This window comes from Streptomyces sp. NBC_01439 (assembly GCF_036227605.1).
Lineage (GTDB): Bacteria > Actinomycetota > Actinomycetes > Streptomycetales > Streptomycetaceae > Streptomyces.
In genome coordinates this window covers 2,896,651-2,918,915 of the sequence record NZ_CP109487.1, presented here as the reverse complement: position 1 = coordinate 2,918,915, position 22,265 = coordinate 2,896,651, and the positions used below count along the sequence as shown (strand labels likewise).

The following is a 22,265-nucleotide window of genomic DNA, read 5'->3' as shown; positions in this document are numbered from 1 at the left end:
GCGGGCCGGATCCGTTACGGCATCGGCTGGGGCGGGCGGGGCCCGTGATACTGCCCGCTCGGCCGCATCCGCAGCGGCCGCTCCTGGTACTCCTCCAGGGCGTGCGCGATCCACCCCGCCGTGCGGGCGACCGCGAAGACCGTCTCCCCGGCCTCCGCCGGCATCCCGCACGACACCGTCAGCACGGCCAGTGCCAGGTCCACGTTGGCGTGCAGCCCGCCCTGCCGAGCCATCACCGTGGCCACCTCGCGTGCCGCACCCAGCGCCGGACCGGCCTGCTCCAGTCCTTCCAGCGAGGCGAAGAGCACCCGCGCGCGAGGATCTTCGCCCTGGTACAGCCGGTGGCCGAGCCCGGGGACCCGGCGCCCCGCCCGCAGGTACTCCGCCACCACCGGCGCGGCCCCGCCCTGCTCCAGCACCTCCACCAGCATCCGGTGCGCGAGCCGTCCGGCCGCGCCGTGCAGCGGGCCCTCCAGGACGCCGAGCCCGGCGGACACCGCCGCGTACGGATGGGCCCGCGCGGAGGCGGCCACCCGTACGGCCAGGGTCGAGGCGGCCAGGTCGTGGTCGACCAGCAGGGCCAGCGCGAGGTCAAGCACGGCCAGTGCGTCCGGGTCCGGCTCCCGCGCAGTCAGCCGCGACCACAACTGCCGGGCGATCCGGCCGTCCCCGGCCCACCGGGCGGGGCGGCCCACTGCCGGCAGCGCGCCGACCAGCGTGGGGATCAGGGCGCGCGCGGAGCCGAGTACCGCCTCCTCGGACAGGTCGAAGCGCAGCGGATCCGCGACCGCGGCGGCGGCTACGGCCACCCGCAACCGGTCGATGGGGCCGCCGTGTTCCGGCAGCGCGGCCACCGCCCGTCGGGCCGCTTCCAAGGCCTGCGGGGGCGCGGTGAACCTGGCCCCGGGCGTGAGGGCGCCCGTCCAGAGCCACTCGGCGACCTCCTCGTAGCGGTACCGGGAGGCCAGCTCCACGGCGTCCACGCCGCGGAAGTAGTACCGGTCGGGCTCGATGAGGGTGAGCGCCGTACGGACGGAGGGTTCCCCGGTGGGGGCCGCCGCCTCGCGCCGGCTCCGCCGGGCCAGCGCCGCCACCTCGGCGGCGTCGAAGCTGCTGCCCCGCCCGGTGGGATCGCGGCGGCTGGTGAGTTGGCCCCGACTGACGTACGCGTACACCGTCGCCGGTTTCACCCCGAGTGCGCGGGCGGCCTCCTGCGTGCTGAGTCTGCGCGCGCTGTCCGTCTGGTCGCTCATGACGAACACCCTACAGACGGATAGTAATGTTGATTCAATCAATATTGACAGCGATTGAATCCATCATGGATGGTCAATCCATGGACACCACTTTGGAAGTACCCCGCGGCCTCGCGGGAGTCGTGGTCACCGAAACCGCGCTGGGCGACGTCCGGGGCCGGGAGGGCTTCTACCACTACCGCCAGTACTCGGCCGTCGAACTCGCCGCCACGCGCAGCTTCGAAGACGTGTGGCAGCTGATGTTCCGCGGCACGCTCCCGGTGGACGCCGTCGAGCGCGCCGCCTTCGCGGCCGAGATCGCGCCCCTGCGCCGACTGCCCGAGGAGGTGCGGGACGCCCTGCCGGCCCTGGCCCGGGCCACCCGGCTCTCCGGCCCCCTGGCCGGGCTGCGCACCGCGCTCTCGCTGCTCGGCGCCTGCGCCGGCTACCGACCGGTCTACGACCTCGACCCCGGTCGCCGGGCCGCCGACGCACTGGCCGCCTGCGCCGCCGTGCCGACCCTGTTGACCGCCCTGCACCGCCTGGGGCAGGGCCTGGAGCCGGTGGAGCCGCGCGAGGACCTCCCGTACGCCGCCAACTACCTCTACATGCTGACCGGCCGGGAACCCGACCCGGTCCGGGCCCGCGCGGTCGAGCAGTACCTGATATCCACCGTCGACCACGGCTTCAACGCATCGACGTTCACGGCCCGGGTGATCGCCTCCACCGGCGCCGATGTCGCCGCCTGCCTGACCGGAGCCATCGGCGCGCTCTCCGGCCCCCTGCACGGCGGCGCCCCCAGCCGGGCCCTGGACACCCTCGACGCCATCGGGACCGTGGAGCGGATCGGGCCGTGGATCCGCGAACGGGTCCTGGCGGGTGACCGGATCATGGGCTTCGGTCACCCCGTCTACCGCACCGAGGACCCCCGTTCCCGCATGCTGCGCGAGATCGCCCTCCAGTTCGGCGGTCCCCTCGTGGACTTCGCCGTGGAGGTCGAGCGCCAGGTCGAGGAGATCCTCGCCGAACTGAAGCCCGGCCGGGAGCTGCACACCAACGTGGAGTTCTACGCGGGCGTGGTCATGGAGCTCTGTGGGCTCCCGCGCGAGATGTTCACGCCGACCTTCTGCGCGGCCCGCGTGGTCGGCTGGAGCGCGAACGTCCTCGAACAGGCCGCCGATTCGAAGATCATCCGACCGGCCGCCCGGTACACCGGTCCCACCCCGCCCCACCCGGTGCCGCCCCTGCACTGACGGGGCCTGGCTACGATCGACCGGGTGAACAGCAGGCAGCCCATCCCCGTCGTCGTCCTCGCCGGTTTCCTCGGATCCGGCAAGACCACCGTGCTGAACCACCTCCTCGCCGGTCGCGGGGGTACCCGCATCGGGGTCGTCGTCAACGACTTCGGATCGATCGAGGTCGACGCGATGTCGGTGGCCGGACAGGTCGGGGACTCCATGGTCTCCCTCGGCGGCGGCTGCCTGTGCTGCGCCGTCGACGGCAGCGAACTCGACGCGTACCTGGAGAAGCTCTCCGCCCCCGTCCACCGGATCGACGTGATCGTCATCGAGGCGAGCGGACTGGCCGAGCCCCAGGAGATGATCCGGATGCTCATGGCCAGCGAGAATCCCGCCATCCGCTACGGCGGGATGGTGGAGGTCGTGGACGCCGCCGAATTCGACGCCATCCGTACCAGGCACCCGGAGACCGACCGCCACCTCGCCGTCGCGGACCTGGTGGTGCTCAACAAGATCGACCGGGTGGACGCGGTCGAGCGGGCCCGGATCGAGCAGCAGCTCGCCGTGGTTTGCGCCGCGGGCACCCCGGTCATGGCCACCGATCACGGGCGGATCGATCCGGAACTGCTCTTCGACCGCAGGCCCTGGACCGAGACCCGGGGACAGCTCTCCTTCGAGGACCTGCTCGCGGAGGCCGACGACCACGAGCACGACCACGAGCACGGCCCCGAGCACGGCCACGGCCGCTGTGACCATGCGCACGCCGCGTACGAGAGCACGGAGTTCACCTCCGAGCAGGCGCTGTCCCCCCGCCGGTTCATCGACTTCCTTGACCGGCGTCCGGCCGGGCTCTACCGGATCAAGGGCTTCGTCTACTTCGGCGTACCCGGGCACGAGGAGCGCTACGAGGTCCACGCGGTCGGCCGCTTCCTCCGCTTCGCGCCGAGGCCCTGGGGGCGGGGCGAAGCGCGCGTGAGCCAGCTCGTCCTGATCGGCTCCGGCACCGACGGGCCGGGTCTGTTGCGCGAACTGGAAGCCTGCCGCGAAGCGGCCCCGCACGAGGCGCGTCCCGAGAGCATGTGGGGCGTACTGCGGTACGTCGCCCGGCCCGCGGAGCCCGGGAGCGGGGTTCCCGGGACCGGCTCGGACGAGACCTGAGGGCGTCACCACCCTGGTGCTCCGATCGGGAACGTGCACCGGGTTGGCGGCGGCGGGGCTCCGCCCGGCCGCCGACGCGTTCGTCCGACAAATTCGTTACCCGGCAGCCGGAGCGCCGTGATACACAACCGAGGTGCACAACACTTTAGAGTTTCCCGAGGTCCTGCGGCTGATCGAAGACCGCTCGGCCGCGTTCCGCGCCTCGATCGCGTCCGCCCCCGACCTTGACGTCCAGGTCCCGACCTGCCCGGACTGGACGCTGCGCGAACTGGCGCAGCACCTCGGCGACGGCCGCCGCCGTCAGGCCGCCATCGTCGCGGCGGGCCCGGGCGCCGAGCCCCCGGCGAGGACGGACCCGAAGGGCGCCCCGACCGCGCCCCGCGACCGCGAAGCCCTGGACGCCTGGCTCGCCGAGTCGACCGAGCTCATGCTCGACGCGATGCGCGAGGCCGGCCCGGACCGCGGCTGCTGGACCTGGTGGGGCCGCTCGCAGGCCCCGGAGAACAGCGGGGCGTTGGCGAGGCACCAGATCCAGGAGTTCGCCGTCCACACCTACGACGTCCAGCTCACCCAGGGGGCAGCACAGCCGCTGCCGACGGATGTCGCGGTCGAGGGCGTCGACGAGTTCCTGACGACCGTCGCGGCGACGACCGTCCCCTGGCCGTTCAAGCCGGCGACCATCGACCTGCACACGACCGAGGGCCCCTCCTGGCGCCTGACCCTCAACGCCGACGGCGTCCGCTGCGACGACCTCGCCGCCGACGCGGAGCCGGGTGACATGGCGATGCGAGGCGCAGCGAGCGAACTGGTCCTCTACTTCTACGCGCGCATCCCGCTCGACGGCCTGGAGACCACCGGCGACACCGAGCCGATGGAGCAGCTCGCGGACTGGGACCCGAACGCGTAGAACGTGCACCGGTGACGCACCCGTCGGTTGTGGGTGCGCTCCCGCGGGCCTGCTGTCCCAAGGGCGAACGGCGCACCTGCGGGCGGCTCGCGCTCGATCGGGGACATCGCGCGGCGGGTGCAGATCGCTGAGACCGACCTCGCAGATCGAGCAGCGGGTCGTTGGCGGGCCCGGTGGTTGCGCCGATGTTCCCGGTCGAGCCGCCAACCCGGCAAGCGTTCCCGGTCAGAGCACTGGGCCGGCTAGGCGACCTCGACCCCGAACTCGCCCAACAGGGCCTCCAGGCCTCCCCGGTAGCCCTTGCCGCCGATCACGAAGTCCCAGTCGCCGTTGGAGCGGTGCCGGAACGAACCGAGGACCAGGGCCGTTTCGCCGGCGCGCCCGTCGGAGACGTCGAGCCGGCCCAGTTCTTCGCCGCCCGCGGACAGCAGCCGGATGTGGGCGTCGGTGAAGCCGGCGAGGTCGGCGCGGGGATCGACCTCCGGATCGATCGCGGCCACGAGGACCAGCCGGTCTGCTTGCGGGGGCAGGGCGTCGAAGGAGACCTCCAGCGCTGCCTTGTCGGGCGCAGCGTGCGCGCGGGCCCGTACCGAACCGTCCGGGGTCCGCGGGTTGTTGAAGAAGACGAAGTGTTCCTCGCTCAGCACCCGGTTGCCCGTGCAGACGAGCGCGCACACGTCGAGGGCCACCGAACCCGACCAGGACATGCCGAGCACGTTGTGCTCGGCCGGGGGAGCCGGTTCTGCCGCCCGCCGGGCCGGTGGCGTGGCGCCGCTGCCGAGCCGGCCGCGCAGGCCGTACTGGTGGAGCAGCTCGACCAGGTCCGCCCCGGGAACCAACTCCAGCGGCTTGCCGTTGGCAAAGGTGTACGACCCGGGGCCGAAGGCCGCGGTGGTGACCAGCACCCCCTTGTTCGCCCCCTTGTCCTGGACCGTGCCGTACAGATCACGCACGGCCGTCGGCGGCACCGTGTTGCGGTAGCGCTTGACCTGCACGACGATCCGACCGCCCCGGATCGGCGCCGGGTCCACCGCCTCCACGTCGACCCCGCCGTCTCCCGACCGTTGCGTGGTCACCGCCTCCATGCCCATCGCCCGGAACAGCTCGGCGACCAGGTTCTCGAAGGCGATCGGGTCCATCGCGAAGAGATCCGGCTCGTCATCGTCCCCGTCGCCCGCGTGCCCGCCGTGGCTGACGACACCCCCGCCGACCTCGTCGGGCCGGCGCCCGGGGCGCACCGCCGTCAGCTGGTCGGGCCGCGTCGACAGCAGCCCGCCCAGCCCCGCGACCAGACAGTCCACCGCACTGACCTGTTCCAGCCGCAGTCCGGAGAAGGCGCTGCGCGCCGCCGGCACGGTGGCGAGCACGAACCGCGCCTCCTGGCCCGTCACCGGATCGTGGCAGTCCACGAAGCCGTTGACCACGACCGAGTCCAGTGCGCCGAATTCGTCCGCCGCGTACAGCTCGCGCACCACCAACAGCACGCACTGGGCCAGCAGGTCCCGGTACAGCGCCCGTCGTTCCGTGACCGGGCGGGGCTTCACCTTGTCCTGGTCCGTGCTCGGCAGGTACTGCACCGCCCGGGCCTCCGGTACCACCGCGTACCCGGGCAGCTCCCAGTCCAACACCAGCTGGCGCGCGGCCGGATCGTACGCGGCCGCCACCTGCCTCGGCAGCCCCTCGGGCCAGGCGGTCGAGGCGTACAGGGCCGCCGAGAAGTACTCCACCGCCGCCTCGGCATCACCCGCGCGCAGCGCCTCCGCCAGCTCCGTGAGCCCGCCGTTGTGCGCCCGTACGCCGGCGATCTGCTCCGCCGCCCACCGGTCGTACTGCTGCCGGTACGCGGCCAGTTGCTGCTGGCGCTGCGCCTCCGCGGCGTTCGCGGCCTGCCAGGCCTGGGTGTAGCGGGCGTGCGCCTCCCGCTCCGCCTGCGCCCGGTGGTTCGAGCCGAGCGTCCAGCCGCTGCTCCGCTGCTGGAAGTCCTCGATGCGGGGCATCGGCACCGGGTGCGCCAGGGCCCCGGGGTCGAAGGGCTGCAGCCGGTCGGGCCGGGCCAGGGCGGAAATCCGGAACGCCGGTGTCCGGCAGCCCGCGACCAACAGGCCCTTGAGGGCTTCGACCTCGGCGTCGAGCTGTGCGGTACGCCGTAGGGCCTCGGCCTCGCGGTACTGCCTGTGGCTCCGGTTCGCGTCCCGTTCGTGGGCCCGCTGCCGGCGCTCCGCCTCCCGTTGCTGGACCAGCTGCGTCTGTTGCTGCCGGCGCTGGGCCTCCGCCCAGTTCCCGATCAGTCCGCTGCCCGCTCGACGGCTCATCAGCTGCGTTCTCCCCCCACCACGTCCTGGGGGAAAACACTAGTCGGCATTCGGGTGGTACGTCCCCCCGGTCGCACCACCCGAACGCCCTCCCGCGACCTACAGCGCGGCTCCCGCCAACGCCGCGACCGTCGACGGCAGCGCCGCCCCGGAGCCGTCCCGGCGCGGGTCCACGATCGGCAGCTCGGCCGGAGTGCCGTTCGCCGCCGCGGCGCGGACGGGGGAACCGCCCGCCCAGGCCAGGACCAGTACGTCCTCGCCCTTCAGGAACCGCTGGCAGCGCACGCCGCCCGTGGCCCGGCCCTTGCGCGGGTACTGGTCGAAGGGGGTCAGCTTCCCGGACAGCACCGAGCCGTCCAGGGTCCCCTGCGAGCCCGCCACCGTGAAGACCACCGCGTCCCGCGCCGGATCCACGGCGGAGAAGTGGATCACCTTGGCGCCGTCGGCGAGCTTGATGCCCGCCATACCGCCCGCCGGACGGCCCTGCGGGCGGACCTGGCCCGCCGGGTAGCGCAGCAGCTGGGCGTCGTCGGTGATGAAGACCAGATCCTCCTCACCCGTGCGCAGCTCGACCGCGCCGACGATCCGGTCGCCGTCCTTGAGGGTGATGACCTCCAGCTCGTCCTTGTTCGCCGGGTAGTCCGGCACGACGCGCTTGACCACGCCCTGTTCGGTGCCCAGCGCGAGGCCCTGCGAGGACTCGTCCAGCGAGGTCAGGCAGATCACCTTCTCGTCCGCCTCCAGCCCGGAGAGGAACTCCGAGACCGGGGCGCCGCCCGCCAGGTTCGGCGCGGCGTGCGTGTCCGGCAGCTGCGGCAGGTCGATCACCGACAGCCGCAGCAGACGCCCGTACGAGGTGACCGCGCCGACATCGGCCCGGGCGGTCGCGGCGACCTGCGAGACGATCAGGTCGTGCTTGGCGCGGGCGCCGCCCTCCTCCTCCGGCAGCGCCTCGCCGTTCGCCGTGCGGGCCAGCAGGCCCGTGGAGGACAGCAGCACCCGGCACGGGTCGTCCGCGACCTCGAGCGGAACGGCCGCCACCGCGGTGCCCGCGGACTCCAGCAGCACCGTACGGCGCTCGGTGCCGAACTTCTTCGCGACCGCGGCCAGTTCCGCGGAGACCAGCTTGCGCAGCTCGCTGTCCGACTCCAGGATCCCGGTCAGCTCGTCGATCTCGCCCGTCAGCCGGTCGCGCTCGGACTCCAGCTCGATCCGGTCGAACCGGGTGAGTCGGCGCAGCGGCGTGTCCAGGATGTACTGGGTCTGGATCTCGCTCAGCGAGAACCGCTCCATCAGCCGGGACTTGGCCTGCGCGGAGTTGTCGCTGTCCCGGATGAGCCGGATGACCTCGTCGATGTCGAGGAGCGCCACCAGCAGGCCCTCGACCAGGTGCAGCCGGTCCCGGCGCTTGGTGCGGCGGAACTCGCTGCGCCGCCGGACGACCTCGAAGCGGTGGTCGAGGTAGACCTCCAGCAGCTCCTTGAGGCCCAGCGTCAGGGGCTGCCCGTCCACCAGCGCCACGTTGTTGATGCCGAAGGACTCCTCCATCGGCGTCAGCTTGTAAAGCTGCTCCAGCACGGCCTCCGGGTGGAAGCCGTTCTTGATCTCGATGACCAGGCGCAGGCCGTGCGAGCGGTCGGTGAGGTCCTTGACGTCGGCGATGCCCTGGAGCTTCTTCGAGCCGACCAGGTCCTTGATCTTCGCGATGACCTTCTCGGGGCCGACCGTGAAGGGCAGTTCGGTGACGACCAGGCCCTTGCGGCGCGCCGTCACGTCCTCCACGGCCACCGTCGCACGGATCTTGAAGGTGCCGCGGCCCTTCTCGTAGGCGTCCTTGATGCCCGAGAGCCCGACGATCCGGCCGCCGGTGGGCAGATCGGGACCCGGTACGAAGCGCATCAGCGCCTCGAGGTCCGCCTGCGGGTACCGGATCAGGTGGCGGGCGGCCGCGATGACCTCGCCGAGGTTGTGCGGGGGCATGTTGGTGGCCATGCCGACCGCGATCCCGGACGCGCCGTTGACCAGCAGGTTCGGGTACGCGGCGGGCAGGGCGACCGGCTCCCGCTCCTGGCCGTCGTAGTTGGCGGTGAAGTCGACGGTGTCCTCGTCGATCGACTCCGTCATCAGCGAGGTGGCGTCGGCCATCTTGCACTCGGTGTAACGCATCGCGGCCGGCGGGTCGTCGTTGCCGAGCGAGCCGAAGTTGCCGTGGCCGTCGACCAGCGGCAGCCGCATGGAGAAGGGCTGGGCCATGCGCACGAGGGCGTCGTAGATCGACGCGTCACCGTGCGGGTGGAGCTTGCCCATGACCTCGCCGACGACACGGGCGCACTTCACGTAGCCGCGGTCGGGGCGCAGGCCCATCTCGTTCATCTGGTACACGATGCGCCGGTGCACCGGCTTCATGCCGTCCCGGGCGTCGGGCAGGGCACGGGAGTAGATCACCGAGTACGCGTACTCGAGGAAGGAGCCCTGCATTTCGTCGACGACGTCGATGTCGAGGATCTTCTCCTCGAAATCCTCCGGCGGCGGGGTCTTCGTGCTGCGGCGGGCCATCGCTGCGCGGCTCCTTAACCAAAATGGGGTGTGCTGGGTGTCGGGCGGGGGGTCTGGCTGGGTCTGACTGGGTCTGGCGGTCTTGTGGTGTCCGGCGAGGGTACGACGCGGACCATTGTGGCCCGACGCACCGACAACGCCGACTCCGACCCCGGGGGTCCCCCGGACGGAGTGCGGGGGAGTGACCCGGGAACTTATCCGGCGGTCGGCGCGCTTGCATACAGTGGCAGGTCGATAAGAAATCTCTGCATCGCGATCGAAGGGACCACATGCCCATGGGTCACACGGCCACAGCCCAGGCCGGCTCCGGCGGCCTGACAGCGACCGAGCACCGGCTGGCCAACGGCCTTCGCGTGGTGCTGTCCGAGGACCACCTGACCCCGGTCGCCGCGGTCTGCCTCTGGTACGACGTCGGCTCGCGCCACGAAGTCAAGGGACGCACCGGCCTGGCTCACCTCTTCGAGCACCTGATGTTCCAGGGATCGGCGAGCGTACCCGGCAACGGGCACTTCGAACTGGTCCAGGGCGCCGGCGGTTCCCTCAACGGCACCACCAGCTTCGAGCGCACCAACTACTTCGAGACGATGCCGACCCACCAGCTGGAGCTCGCGCTCTGGCTGGAGGCGGACCGGATGGGGTCGCTGCTGGCCGCCCTGGACGACGAGTCCATGGAGAACCAGCGCGATGTCGTCAAGAACGAGCGCCGTCAGCGGTACGACAACGTTCCCTACGGCACGGCGTTCGAGAAGCTCACCGCCCTGGCGTACCCCGAGGGCCACCCGTACCACCACACCCCGATCGGCTCCATGGCCGACCTGGACGCCGCCTCCCTGGAGGACGCGCGCACCTTCTTCCGCACGTACTACGCGCCGAACAACGCGGTGCTCTCGGTCGTCGGGGACATCGACCCCGAGCAGACGCTCGCCTGGGTCGAGAAGTACTTCGGCACCATCCCCGCGCACGACGGCAAGCAGCCGCCCCGCGACGGATCGCTGCCCGACGTCATCGGGGAGCAGCTGCGCGAGGAGATCGTCGAGGAGGTCCCGGCGCGTGCGCTGATGGCCGCCTACCGGCTGCCGCACGACGGCACCCGCGAGTGCGACGCCGCGGACGTGGCGCTGACCATCCTGGGCGGCGGCGAGTCCTCGCTGCTGCACAACCGGCTGGTGCGCCGCGACCAGAGCGCCGTCGCGGCCGGCTTCGGCATGCTGCGCCTGGCCGGGGCCCCCTCGCTGGGCTGGCTGGACGTCAAGACCTCCAGCGGGGTCGAGATCCCCGCCATCGAGGCGGCCGTGGACGAGGAGCTCGCGCGGTTCGCCGCCGAGGGCCCGACGGCCGAGGAGATGGAGCGCGCCCAGGCACAGCTGGAGCGCGAGTGGCTGGACCGGCTGAGCACGGTGGCCGGCCGCGCCGACGAACTGTGCCGTTTCGCGGTGCTGTTCGGCGACCCGCAGCTGGCGCTGACCGCCGTCCAGCGCGTCCTCGACGTCACCGCCGAGGAGGTACAGGCCGTGGCCGCGGCCCGACTGCGCCCGGACAACCGCGCGGTGCTCGTCTACGAGCCGCTCGCGGCCGACGAGTCCGACCAGCACGACGAGTCCGACGACTCCGACGAGAACGAAGGGGCGGAGCAGTGAGCGACACGGCAGCCGTCACGATGACCTTCCACCCGCGCCCGCGGGCCGGCGAACCGCAGCCGTGGGCCTTTCCGGCCCCCGACCGCGGACAGCTGTCCAACGGGCTGACCCTGCTGCGCTGCCACCGGCCGGGCCAGCAGGTCGTCGCGGTCGAGGTCAACCTCGCCGCCCCGCTCGACGCCGAGCCCGAGGGCCTGGACGGCGTGGCGACCATCATGGCGCGGGCCTTCTCCGAGGGCACCGACAAGCACTCCGCCGAGGAGTTCGCGGCCGAGCTGGAGCGCTGCGGCGCCACCCTGGACGCGCACGCCGACCACCCCGGCCTGCGGGTCTCGCTGGAGGTCCCGGCCTCCCGGCTGCCCAAGGCACTGGGCCTGCTCGCCGAGGCGCTGCGCGCCCCCGCCTTCGCCGACGCCGAGGTCGACCGGCTGGTGCGCAACCGGCTCGACGAGATCCCGCACGAGCTGGCCAACCCGCAGCGCCGCGCCGCCCAGCAGCTCTCCAAGGAGCTCTTCCCGGCCACCCTGCGGATGTCCCGGCCGCGCCAGGGCACCGAGGAGACGGTCGCCCGGATCGACTCCGCCGCCGTGCGCGCCTTCTACGAGGCCCACGTGCGCCCCGCCACCGCCACCGCGGTGGTCGTCGGCGACCTGACCGGCATCGACCTGGACGCCGTGCTGGCGGACACCCTGGGCACCTGGACGGGCAACACGGCCGCCGCCCTCCCGGTGCCGCCGGTGACCGCCGACGACACCGGCCGCGTGGTCATCGTCGACCGGCCCGGCGCGGTCCAGACGCAGCTGCTGATCGGCCGGATCGGGGCGGACCGCCACGACCGGGTGTGGGCGGCCCAGGCGCTGGGCACGTACTGCTTGGGCGGCACCCTCACCTCGCGCCTGGACAAGGTGCTGCGCGAGGAGAAGGGGTACACCTACGGCGTGCGCGCCTTCGGCCAGGTGCTGCGCTCCACCGCGGACGGCAAGGGCGCCTCGATGCTCGCCATCAGCGGCTCGGTGGACACCCCGAACACGGGACCGGCGCTGGAGGACCTCTGGAAGGTGCTGCGCACCCTCGCGGAGGGCGGTCTGACCGACGCCGAACGCGATGTCGCCGTGCAGAACCTGGTGGGCGTGGCCCCGCTGAAGTTCGAGACGGCGGCCTCGGTCGCAGGCACCCTCGCCGATCAGGTCGAGCAAGAACTGCCGGACGACTACCAGGCGCAGTTGTACGCCCAGCTCGCCGCGACGGGCACGGTGGAGGCGACCACGGCGGTCGTCCAGGCCTTCCCCGCGGACCGGTTGGTCACCGTCCTGGTGGGCGACGCGGCGCTGATCGAGGAGCCCGTGCGGGCCCTGGGGATCGGAGAGGTCACGGTCGTCTCCAACTGACCGGAGGATGACGGCTCATTGAGGGTCGGCTGAAGGTTTCAGCAAGGGGTTCTGGCGACTTGTCGCCGGAACCCCTTTTGTCCGTTTAATGGCGAGGTTGCTTGTATGCGGTGTGGCGTACGCAACAAAAAGCCGTGTCTGTTTGGCGATTGACTGATGATCCGCCTAGCGTCGGCCGTGCTGCCCGTCAGTTGTACTCGCCGCACCCGCGGCACCGGACAGCGATCGCCGAGTCCCCGTCAGGCGCGAGCCTGGGGAGCCGGGGACCCACATGAGTCCCTGGGGTGAATCGGACCCCCTCGCAAGAGGAGGTCCGTAGGAGACCTTCCTGCTCCGAACCCGTCAGCTAACCCGGTAGGCGAGAAGGAAGGAAAGGATCAACCCCTTCATGGCGCTTGGCAGTCGTCCCGCTGGTACCGGTAAGCACCGTGGCTCCAGCCGCCTGAGCAAGAAGACCGCCGGTTACGCCGGTATCGCCGCGATCGCCACCACGGGCGTCGTCGGCTCCCTCGCCGGCCCGGCCTTCGCCGCGGACAACCACAGCAGCACCATCGGCCAGGACAACGGCCTGGGTGCCGTGGTCGTCGCCGAGGACCTCGCGGGCGACATAGCCGACCAGGCCGAGTCCCAGCACCGCGTCGCCGAGCAGGACGCCGTCAAGGCGCAGGCCGAGGCCGACGCGAAGCAGCGGGCCGCGGAGGCCAAGCGCCTCGCCGAGGCCAAGGCGAAGGTCGAGCGCGAGGCCGCCGAGCGCGCCGCCCGCGAGGAGGAGCGCAAGCGCCTCAACACCTTCGTCGCCCCGGTGGACGGCTCGTACGTCAGCACGCAGTACCACGCGGGCGGCGGCATGTGGTCCTCCGGCTCCCACACCGGCATCGACTTCCACGCCGCCTCCGGCACCTCGGTCCACGCGGTGGGCCTCGGTACCGTCGTCGAGGCCGGCTGGGGCGGCGCGTACGGCAACAACGTCGTCATCAAGCACAACGACGGCACCTACACCCAGTACGGGCACATGACCTCGCTGAACGTCTCCGTCGGCCAGCAGGTCACCCCGGGCCAGCAGATCGGCCTGTCGGGCTCCACCGGCAACTCCAGCGGCCCGCACCTGCACTTCGAGGCCCGCACGGGTTCGCAGTACGGCTCGGACATCGACCCGATTTCGTACCTGCGCTCGCACGGCGTCAGCCTCTGACACCGCCTCGCACCGCTTCACCGAAGACCCCGGCTCCCCGAGCCGGGGTCTTTGTGTGTTGCGTCTTTGTGCAAATGTTTCGTATTTCCGGCCGCTCTCGGAAATTATCGTGTGTTGCAATAGAGTCGCAGCACGCGCATGTGCGTGCAATGAGGGTGGCAGTCGGAAATAGGCGGAGGTTCGGTCTTGCGTATTCCTGCGCACGCGGTATGCACGGCAATCCGCGACGACATCGTCTCCGGGGTGTTCGAGCCGGGCGGCCGGCTGACCGAGGAGGTGCTGGCCCGCCGGTACGGGGTCTCGCGCGTCCCGGTGCGCGAGGCCCTGCGGACCCTGGAGTCCGAGGGGTTCGTGACCACGCGGCGGCACGCGGGGGCCTGTGTGGCGGAGCCGACCGAGCAGGAGGCCGCGGACCTGTTGGAGCTGCGGATGCTCCTGGAGCCGCTCGCCGCCGCGAGGGCCGCCCGCCGGCGCACCGACGCGCACCTCAAGGTGCTGCGCGGGCTGGTCAGGCTGGGGCAGGAGCGGGCCAGGCGGGGCCAGGGCGAGGACCTGCGGTCCCTGGGCGGCTGGTTCCACGAGACGCTCGCACAGTCCTCCGGCAGCCCCGGGCTGATCGCGCTGCTCACGCAGATGCGGCACAAGATCGCGTGGATGTACGTGGTGGAGGCGCCGGCCCGGCCCGTGGAGTCCTGGGCGGAGCACGGGGCGATCGTGGACGCGGTGGCGCGCGGCGACGCCGAACGGGCGCGGGCGCTGACCGCGGTCCACGCCGACCGTGCGGCGGGGGCGCACCGGCTGCGGCGCCGCCCGGCGGTGAGCACTTCGCAACCTGCCGTAAACATGTCGAGCGGCCGACATTAACAGGAGCCGTATACAAAGGGTGGGATCGCTCGAATTCGCCGTACGGTGGCCGGTCTGTGTTGGGTTGTTGGGTTGAAACAATTCCCCGTGCGGAATTCTGGCCGAGCTTGATTCGGCGTGCGCCGGGCTGGATTTCGGCGGGCCTTTTTCGCCGAGCGGGATTTCTTCGTGGTGCGCGGTCCCGCGGGGCCGCGGTCCCGCGGGGTGAGCGCATGGGGCGGGCCCGGAGCCCGGCTCCCGGGTCGCCCCGAGCGCGCGACCGTCCCCGGGGCGGGGTCCGGCTCGGCTCCTCGGTCCGGGCTCTGGCGAACGACGAAGCCGCGGCCCCCCCGGATCGGGGCCGCGGCTTCGCGCGTGAAGTGGAACCCGAAGGGTCAGACGGTCTCGGGGAGCTCCTCGAGACCCTCGGCGACCAGCTTCGCGAGGCGGTCGAGCGCGGCGTCCGCACCCTCGGCCTCGGAGGCGAGGACGATCTCCTCGCCACCCTGGGCGCCGAGGCCCAGGACCGCCAGCATGGAGGCGGCGTTGACGGGGTCGCCGCCGGACTTCGCGATGGTCACCGGGACGCCGGAAGCGGTCGTCGCACGGACGAAGATCGAGGCGGGACGAGCGTGCAGGCCCTCGGCCCAACCAACGTTGACGCGGCGCTCTGCCATGGTGATGCCCTTCAGGTTCTTACGGTTGTCTAGACCAGTCTCTCATGGCACCCGGAATGCTCGGGCCTACCTCCGGCCTGAATTTTCCGCCGTTCGGCCTTCCCCAGCTTGCCCTGGTTCGTCCCGTCATGCCTCGGCGCCGCGCGAGGGTTCGACGGCCCGATCCGGCCGTAAGGTAGGCCCATGACCATCGAGTCGGACCCCTCGTACCCGGCCCACTGGGAAGCCGATGTCGTCCTGCGCGACGGCGGCACCGCCCGGATCCGGCCCATCACCACCGAGGACGCGGGCCGGCTCGTCAGCTTCTACGAGCAGGTCTCGGACGAGTCGAAGTACTACCGGTTCTTCGCTCCCTACCCCCGGCTCTCCGACCGTGACGTGCACCGCTTCACGCACCACGACTACGTGGACCGGGTCGGGCTCGCCGCCACCATCGGCGGGGAGTTCATCGGCACCGTCCGCTACGACCGCATCGGCGCCGACGGCCGGCCCGCCTCCGGACCCGCCGACGAGGCCGAGGTCGCCTTCCTCGTCCAGGACGCCCACCAGGGCCGCGGGGTCGCCTCCACCCTCCTCGAACACATCGGCGCGGTGGCCCGCGAGCGCGGCATCCGGCGGTTCGCCGCCGAGGTGCTGCCCGCCAACACCAAGATGATCAAAGTCTTCACGGACGCCGGTTACCAGCAGAAGCGCAGCTTCGAGGACGGCTCCGTCCACCTCACCCTCGACCTCGAACCCACCGCCGAGTCCCTCGCCGTGCAGCGCGCCCGCGAACAGCGCGCCGAGGCACACTCGGTCCAGCGGCTGCTCGCCCCCGGCTCGGTGGCCGTCGTCGGAGTCAGCCGCTCCGGTGCAGGAGTGGGCGCGGCCGCACTGCGCAACCTGCGCGACAGCGGCTTCCACGGCCACCTGTACGCCGTCAACGAGGCCGTCACCCGCGACCTGCTCGACGGCGTGCGGGCCTACCGGACCATCGAAGCCATCGCCGCCCCGGTCGACCTCGCGGTGATCGCGGTCCCGGCCGACCGGGTACCCGAAGCGGTGGCCGCCTGCGGCGAGCACGGGGTGCAGGGGCTCGTCGTCCTGTCCGCCGGGTACGGGGAGAGCGGCCCGGCCGGACTCGCCCGCCAGCGCGAACTGGTGCGGCAGGTGCGCTCGTACGGGATGCGGCTGATCGGACCGAACGCCTACGGCGTGATCAACACCGCGCCGGAGGTGGAACTCAACGCCTCCCTGACCCCCGCGCCGATGCCGACGCGCGGCCGGATCGGCCTGTTCACGCAGTCCGGGGCGATCGGGATCGCCCTGCTCTCGGCCCTGCTCCGGCGCGGCGAGGGCCTCTCCTCCTTCGTCTCCGCGGGCAACCGCGCCGACGTGTCCGGGAACGACATCCTCCAGTACTGGTACGACGACGGGGCAACCGACGTCGCCCTGCTCTACCTCGAAACCCTCGGCAACCCGCGCAAGTTCACCCGGCTCGCCCGCCGGACCGCGGCCGTCAAGCCGGTGGTCGTCGCCAAGGGCGGCCGGCACAGCCCGGCCGGGCACGTCGTCCCCGACACCCGACTCCCGGAGGCCACCGTCTCCGCGCTGCTGCGCCAGGCCGGCGTCATCCGCGTCGACACGGTCACCGAGCTGGTGGACGTAGGCCTCCTGCTCGCGGCGCAGCCGCTGCCAGCCGGTCCCCGGATCGCGATCCTCGGCAACTCCGAATCCCTCGGGATCCTCACCTACGACGCCTGCCTCACCCAGGGCCTGCGGCCGCTGCCGCCGCTGGACCTGACGACGGCGGCCGCGCCGGCGGACTTCCGCGCCGCCCTGACCGACGCGCTGCGCTCCGAGGACTGCGACGCGGTGGTGGTCACGGCCATCCCGTGGGTGAGCGAGGACGCTCCGGCGGACGACCTGGCCGGTGCCCTGCGCGAAGCCGTGGCCGAGTACCCGGGCAAGCCGGTCGCGGTGGTCCACGTCGAGCTCGCCGAGCTCGTCGAAGCCCTGTCCGCCGTGCGCGGCGCCCCGCATTCCGCCCCGCCCCGGAACTGGGGCCCCGTGGCGGACCCCGCGCCCCCCGCACCGGCCGGTCCGCTGTCCGCCGCCGGCGACAGCATCCCCAGCTACCCCGCCGCCGAGCGGGCGGTCAAGGCCGTCGCCGAGGCCGTCCGGTACGGGCAGTGGCGCCGGGCCGCCGCCGACGACGACGGGCGGGTCCCCGAGTACGAGGACATCGACGAGGCCGGGACCGCGGACCGGCTGGCCGGGCTGCTGACGGACGTCGACCCCGGCGCCGTGCTGACCCTGACCGACCGGGACGCCCGCCAGCTGCTCGCCGGCTACGGGATCCGCGTCCTGCCCACCCTGCCCGCGCCGAGCGCCGACGCGGCGGTCCGCGCCGCCGCGGTGCTGGGCTACCCGGTGGCGCTCAAGACCACCGCGCCGCACCTGCGGCACCGCGCGGACCTGGGCGGCGTACGCCTCGACCTCACGAACGAGGCCGAGCTGAGGCGCTCGTACGAGGAGCTCACCGACGCGCTGGGCAAGCCGGCCGAGCTCCAGCCCGTGGTGCAGGCCATGGTGGCGCGCGGGGTGGACACCGTCGTCCGCTCCGTCATCGACCCCGCCGCGGGCGCCGTCCTCTCCTTCGGGCTCGCCGGCGTCGCTTCCGAGCTGCTCGGCGACACCGCGCACCGGCTCGTCCCGACCACCGACCGGGATGCCGCCGGACTGATCCGATCCATCCGGACCGCACCCCTCCTGTTCGGCTGGCGCGGCAGCGATCCCGTGGACACCCCCGCCCTGGAGGAACTGCTCCTGCGGCTGTCCCGCCTCGTGGACGACCACCCCGAGGTGATCGGCGTCTCACTGGAGCCCGTCGTGGTCGCCGCCGAAGGCGTCTCCGTGCTCAGCGCCACCGTCCGCGTCGCCCACCCGCCGGCCCGCGGCGATCTCGGCCCCCGGACCCTCCCCAGTTACTGACCGGGTACGGCGCGGCCTGAGGGGCCCGTACGGGCCTTAGGATGGACCTCATGGCGAAATCCGGTACGACGACCCAGGGGCTGCGCACGGCGATCGAGCGCAGCGGCTACTACCCGGCCCTCGTGGCCGAGGCCGTGGAGGCCGCGGTGGGCGGCGAGCCGATCTCGTCGTACCTGGTCCACCAGGAGACGACCTTCGACTCCAACGAGGTGCGCCGTCACGTCACCGTGCTGGTCCTGACCGGCAACCGCTTCATCGTCAGCCACACCGACGAGCAGGCCGCCGACGCCGGATCCCCCTCCCCGTACGCGACCACCTCCACCGAGTCGGTCAAGCTGTCCAGCATCTCCTCCGTGGTGCTGAGCCGCGTCGTCGCCAACCCGGAGTCCTACACCCCCGGCACCCTGCCCCGCGAGGTCGTCCTGACCATCGGCTGGGGCGCCGTCTCCCGGATCGACCTGGAGCCGGCCGCCTGCGGCGACCCGAACTGCGACTCCGACCACGGTTACACCGGCAACTCCACCGCCGACGACCTCAGCCTGCGGGTCAGCGAAGCCGGCGACGGGCCGGAGGCGGTGCGCCAGACCCTGGTCTTCGCTCAGGCCCTCAGCGAGGCCACCGCGGCGACGTCTTCCCCCTCCGCCCGCTGATGGCGTACTCCGCGGCACAGGAGTGGCCCGAGCCGGAGCTGCTGGACCTGGCGGGCGCCCCCGTCCCGGAGTACGGCGTCGGGTCGCTCGCCGACCTGCTGCCCACGCTCGTGGCGGGCCAGGGCGTCCCCGGGTTCACCGCCGCCATCACCGAGCTGACCCCGGCCGACCGGAACTGCGTGTTCCTGGTCGACGGCATGGGTTGGGAGCAGATCAAGGCGCACCCGGACGAGGCCCCGTACCTCACCTCCCTGCTCGGCAGCTCGCGCGGCGGCACCGGCCGCCCGATCACCGCGGGCTTCCCGGCGACCACCGCCACCTCGCTCGCCTCCGTGGGCACCGGCCTGCCGCCGGCCCGCCACGGCCTGCCCGGCTACGCCGTCCGCAACCCCGCCACGGGCGAACTCATGAACCAGCTCCGCTGGCACCCGTGGACCTCGCCGAAGCCCTGGCAGCCGTACCCGACCGTCTTCCAGCAGGCCGACAAGGCCGGGGTGGCGACCGCACAGGTGTCCTCGCCCGCCTTCCAGACCACCCCGCTCACCAAGATCGCGCTGAGTGGCGGCACCTTCCTCGGCCGGATGACCGGCGAGGAGCGGATGGACCTGGCGGCCGAGCGCCTCGCGGCCGGTGACCGCTCGCTCGTCTACACCTACTTCAGCGAGCTCGACGGGGCCGGCCACCGGCACGGCGTGGACTCCGACGCGTGGCGCGGCCAGCTGATGTACGTGGACCGGCTCGTCCAGCGGCTCGCCGAGCAACTGCCGCCGCGCACCGCCCTGTACGTGACCGCGGACCACGGCATGGTCGACGTCCCCTTCGACGAGGACTCCCGGATCGACTTCGACGAGGACTGGGAGCTGAGCGCCGGCGTCGCGCTGCTGGGCGGCGAGGGCCGGGCCCGGCACGTGTACGCGGTGCCGGGCGCCGAGGCCGACGTACTGACCGTGTGGCGCGAGGTGCTCGGCGACCGGTTCTGGGTCGCGAGCCGCGAAGAGGCCCTGGAACTCGGCTGGTTCGGCGCGCCGGGGGAGTGCGACGAGCGCGTGCTCGGACGCATCGGCGACGTGGTGGCGGCCGCCCAGGCCGATGTCGCGATCACTGCCTCGCGCAACGAGCCGAACGAATCCGCCCTCGCCGGAATGCACGGCTCGATGACCGCGGCGGAGCAGCTCGTCCCGCTGCTCGAAATCCGCACCTGACCTTCTCCGCCCGGCCGCCCGGCCCACCGCCCGTCACCTGCGTCCCTCCCACGTCCCGAAAGGTCCCGTACTTCCCATGCCCGAGCTGGTGTTCTTCTCCGGAACGATGGACTGCGGAAAGAGCACCCTGGCGCTCCAGATCGCCCACAACCGTGACGCGCGGGGACTCCAGGGCGTGATCTTCACCCGTGACGACAGGGCGGGCGAGGGCAAGCTCTCGTCCCGGCTCGGCCTGGTGACGGAGGCGGTCGAGGCGCCGGAGGGCATGGACCTGTACGCGTACTTGGTGGCGCAGATCTCCCAGGGCGGCAGGGCGGACTACGTGATCGTGGACGAGGCCCAGTTCCTGGCCCCCGTCCAGATCGACCAACTGGCGCGCATCGTGGACGACTTGGACATGGACGTCTTCGCCTTCGGCATCACGACGGACTTCCGGACGAAGCTGTTCCCGGGTTCGCAGCGGCTGATCGAGCTGGCGGACCGACTGGAGCAGCTCCAGGTGGAGGCCCTGTGCTGGTGCGGTGCCCGCGCCACGCACAACGCCCGTACGGTGGGCGGCGAGATGGTGGTCGAGGGCGCCCAGGTGGTGGTCGGCGACGTCAACCGCCCGGCGGGCGAGATCGGGTACGAGGTCCTCTGCCGCCGCCACCACCGCAAGCGGATGACCTCGGCCGCGGCCCGCGCGGGCGCCCTCTCCCCGGACGTCCTCCCGGTCAACCACGCCTGACCACCGGGCGGCACGCGGGCCGCCTACTGGAAGCTGAGCCGGTGCGGGTGCGCCGGGGTGGTGGGGCAGGTGTGGACGCGCATGAGGCCACGGCCGAGGTAGACACCGGTGGGGTCGCTGATGCGGCTGTCCGGTAGGGAGTCCTTGTCCTCCAACGGGATCCAGCTCTCCGAGGCCCCGTCCCATTCGCTGACGGCCACCGTGAGCAACGGAGGCATCGGTGCTCCGCAGACTCCGCAATCGATGTGCGCCGGGTCGGTGAGGTGCCACGAGGCGAAGCCGCCGACCTTCCAGCCGGGCGCGATGGACAGATCGCCCCGGTAGGCCACCTCGTTATCCTGGTCCGCGCGCGCGGTGGCCATGGCGGCCTCGTACTCCTCGTACGTGTCGAAGACGGCCGTGGCGGAGGAGTCGAAGGCGTCATCGTCCTCTTCGTCGTCTCCCCCCTCCCACACTTCGATGGCCTCCTGGAGGTCCTCGTCCAGCAGACCCTCGTACTCGTGCTCCACCACTTGTTCGGGGTGGAGCACGCACGTGTTCGGGACGCATTCGGCCCTGCCCACCACTACGGGTTCAGGGATCACGCCGAGGACCTCGCCCACGTCCTGGGAGCGCCGCCACTTCAGCACGACCTCGATGGTCCGGTCGGGGCCGTGCACTTCGAAAGGACACCAGAGGACCTGGAGCAGGTCACAACCGTCCGGTCCGGTCAGGTCGGGGACGTCGCGGGCGAAGAGCTGCGCGGCGGCGAGCAGCGGAATCGGGTCCGCGTCCGCGATGTGCGGGGCGTGCGGTCCTGGCTGGAGGCTCTCCAGGACCGCGCGTTCCGCATCGGTGGGACCCGTAGCGGGGGTGCGGTGCCATGCCTCGTCGAGGATCCGCCGCTGGAGGCGCACGTCGGACAGCCGGTGCCCGCCGCCCTTGGGGTGGACGGCGGTGCACACGGGCCACGGTTCAGCGGCGGGCCACAGGAGCGGCCCGGCCACCGAGCTCTCGTCGGCCTTCGGTGTGCCGGGGCGCGGGTGGAGGCGCGTGCTGGTACGGCGATGGTCACCGAGGGCGGGGAACAGGGCCTCGGCGTCGACCGGGCGGGGCGGGGTGGTGCGGGTCATGCGGTCCTCACCTGTTCCTCGGGTCCGATCGACGCCGCTCTCACCAACTACCGTGACGGCCCACGGGCCACGTTCATACAGCCCGCACCGCACGACCTGACCGAACCACCGTAGGCCACACGGAACAAGGAAGGGACGCACTGACGTGCCCCAGCCGTTCAGCGTTCGCATCGCCGTCCGCGAGTACGAGCTCGACACCCGCGGCCACCTCAACCAGGCGGTCTACCTCCAGTACGGCGAGCACGCGCTGTGGGAGGTGCTGCTGGCCGCGGGCATTCCGGGCGCGGCCCCCACGGTCATCCGACTCTGACCCGCACCGGGCCGCGTGCCCTCCAGCAGCCTCACCGCCTCAGCGGACCGCGTGGACCGCGTGGACCACCTGGATCTCGCCGACGATGCGCGCGCTGAAGCCGTCGGTCGACGCGGTGCTTCCGGGGGCCGCCGGGTGTACCCCGTACCGT

16 protein-coding genes, 1 pseudogene and 1 riboswitch are annotated in these 22,265 nt (G+C 72.3%); of the genes and pseudogenes, 12 read left to right on the top strand and 5 right to left on the bottom strand.

Features of this window, described 5'->3' with window-relative positions; translation table 11 throughout:
- Positions 1-14: 14 nt before the first annotated feature.
- On the bottom strand, positions 15-1,253 hold the full coding sequence (locus OG207_RS12505; RefSeq protein WP_329098618.1) for a citrate synthase: 1,239 nt from the start codon (positions 1,251-1,253) through the stop codon (positions 15-17).
- Between the two features lie 65 nt (positions 1,254-1,318).
- Here OG207_RS12505 and OG207_RS12500 point away from each other — a divergent pair, with 65 nt between their 5' ends.
- The 3 genes from OG207_RS12500 (at position 1,319) to OG207_RS12490 (ending at position 4,535) form a co-directional block, all read left to right on the top strand.
- Positions 1,319-2,485: a citrate synthase/methylcitrate synthase gene (locus OG207_RS12500; RefSeq protein ID WP_329098616.1), complete on the top strand. Its 1,167-nt coding sequence runs from the start codon at positions 1,319-1,321 to the stop codon at positions 2,483-2,485.
- 24 nt (positions 2,486-2,509) lie between these two features.
- The gene (locus tag OG207_RS12495) at positions 2,510-3,628 is read left to right on the top strand and encodes a CobW family GTP-binding protein (protein WP_329098614.1); all 1,119 of its coding nucleotides are present in this window, start codon (positions 2,510-2,512) and stop codon (positions 3,626-3,628) included.
- Positions 3,629-3,761: 133 nt separating this feature from the next.
- The gene (locus OG207_RS12490; RefSeq protein ID WP_329098613.1) at positions 3,762-4,535 is read left to right on the top strand and encodes a maleylpyruvate isomerase family mycothiol-dependent enzyme; all 774 of its coding nucleotides are present in this window, start codon (positions 3,762-3,764) and stop codon (positions 4,533-4,535) included.
- 242 nt (positions 4,536-4,777) lie between these two features.
- Here the strand turns inward: OG207_RS12490 and OG207_RS12485 are convergent, their stop codons facing one another.
- On the bottom strand, positions 4,778-6,847 hold the full coding sequence (locus OG207_RS12485; RefSeq protein ID WP_329098612.1) for a restriction endonuclease: 2,070 nt from the start codon (positions 6,845-6,847) through the stop codon (positions 4,778-4,780).
- Between the two features lie 99 nt (positions 6,848-6,946).
- Complete coding sequence (locus OG207_RS12480; protein ID WP_329098610.1) at positions 6,947-9,403, bottom strand: DNA gyrase/topoisomerase IV subunit A; 2,457 nt, start codon at positions 9,401-9,403, stop codon at positions 6,947-6,949.
- A 275-nt stretch (positions 9,404-9,678) separates the two neighbouring features.
- Here OG207_RS12480 and OG207_RS12475 point away from each other — a divergent pair, with 275 nt between their 5' ends.
- The 4 genes from OG207_RS12475 to OG207_RS12460 all read left to right on the top strand — a co-directional run bounded on the left by OG207_RS12475 (position 9,679) and on the right by OG207_RS12460 (position 14,484).
- Positions 9,679-11,040: a M16 family metallopeptidase gene (locus OG207_RS12475; RefSeq protein WP_329098608.1), complete on the top strand. Its 1,362-nt coding sequence runs from the start codon at positions 9,679-9,681 to the stop codon at positions 11,038-11,040.
- Positions 11,041-11,060: 20 nt separating this feature from the next.
- Entirely contained in the window at positions 11,061-12,428 is a 1,368-nt protein-coding gene (locus OG207_RS12470) for a M16 family metallopeptidase (protein ID WP_329107580.1), read from the top strand.
- Positions 12,429-12,644: 216 nt separating this feature from the next.
- Positions 12,645-12,803, top strand: a riboswitch (cyclic di-AMP (ydaO/yuaA leader).
- A gap of 13 nt (positions 12,804-12,816) precedes the next feature.
- The gene (locus OG207_RS12465; protein WP_329098606.1) at positions 12,817-13,620 is read left to right on the top strand and encodes a M23 family metallopeptidase; all 804 of its coding nucleotides are present in this window, start codon (positions 12,817-12,819) and stop codon (positions 13,618-13,620) included.
- 186 nt (positions 13,621-13,806) lie between these two features.
- Positions 13,807-14,484, top strand: a complete 678-nt coding sequence (locus OG207_RS12460; RefSeq protein ID WP_329098604.1) for a GntR family transcriptional regulator — start codon at positions 13,807-13,809, stop codon at positions 14,482-14,484.
- A 374-nt stretch (positions 14,485-14,858) separates the two neighbouring features.
- Here the strand turns inward: OG207_RS12460 and OG207_RS12455 are convergent, their stop codons facing one another.
- Positions 14,859-15,140, bottom strand: a complete 282-nt coding sequence (locus OG207_RS12455; protein WP_030012489.1) for an HPr family phosphocarrier protein — start codon at positions 15,138-15,140, stop codon at positions 14,859-14,861.
- A gap of 183 nt (positions 15,141-15,323) precedes the next feature.
- Between OG207_RS12455 and OG207_RS12450 the strand changes: the two genes are divergently transcribed.
- The 4 genes from OG207_RS12450 to OG207_RS12435 all read left to right on the top strand — a co-directional run bounded on the left by OG207_RS12450 (position 15,324) and on the right by OG207_RS12435 (position 20,692).
- The gene (locus OG207_RS12450) at positions 15,324-18,113 is read left to right on the top strand and encodes a bifunctional acetate--CoA ligase family protein/GNAT family N-acetyltransferase (RefSeq protein WP_329098602.1); all 2,790 of its coding nucleotides are present in this window, start codon (positions 15,324-15,326) and stop codon (positions 18,111-18,113) included.
- Positions 18,114-18,163: 50 nt separating this feature from the next.
- A complete protein-coding gene (locus OG207_RS12445; RefSeq protein ID WP_069924106.1) occupies positions 18,164-18,763 on the top strand; it encodes a DUF5998 family protein in 600 nt (199 codons plus the stop codon).
- Entirely contained in the window at positions 18,763-19,965 is a 1,203-nt protein-coding gene (locus OG207_RS12440) for an alkaline phosphatase family protein (RefSeq protein ID WP_329098601.1), read from the top strand. Before OG207_RS12445 ends, OG207_RS12440 begins: the two co-directional genes overlap by 1 nt.
- 76 nt (positions 19,966-20,041) lie before the next feature.
- A complete protein-coding gene (locus tag OG207_RS12435; RefSeq protein ID WP_329098599.1) occupies positions 20,042-20,692 on the top strand; it encodes a thymidine kinase in 651 nt (216 codons plus the stop codon).
- Between the two features lie 23 nt (positions 20,693-20,715).
- Here OG207_RS12435 and OG207_RS12430 read toward each other — a convergent pair whose 3' ends face one another.
- Positions 20,716-21,804 carry a hypothetical protein gene (locus OG207_RS12430; protein ID WP_329098598.1) on the bottom strand — a complete coding sequence of 363 codons (1,089 nt, stop codon included), beginning with the start codon at positions 21,802-21,804 and terminating at the stop codon, positions 20,716-20,718.
- A 145-nt stretch (positions 21,805-21,949) separates the two neighbouring features.
- On the opposite strand from OG207_RS12430, the pseudogene OG207_RS12425 reads away from it, so the two are divergent.
- Positions 21,950-22,084, top strand: a pseudogene (locus OG207_RS12425) (thioesterase); the annotation flags it as partial.
- Positions 22,085-22,265: the final 181 nt, after the last annotated feature.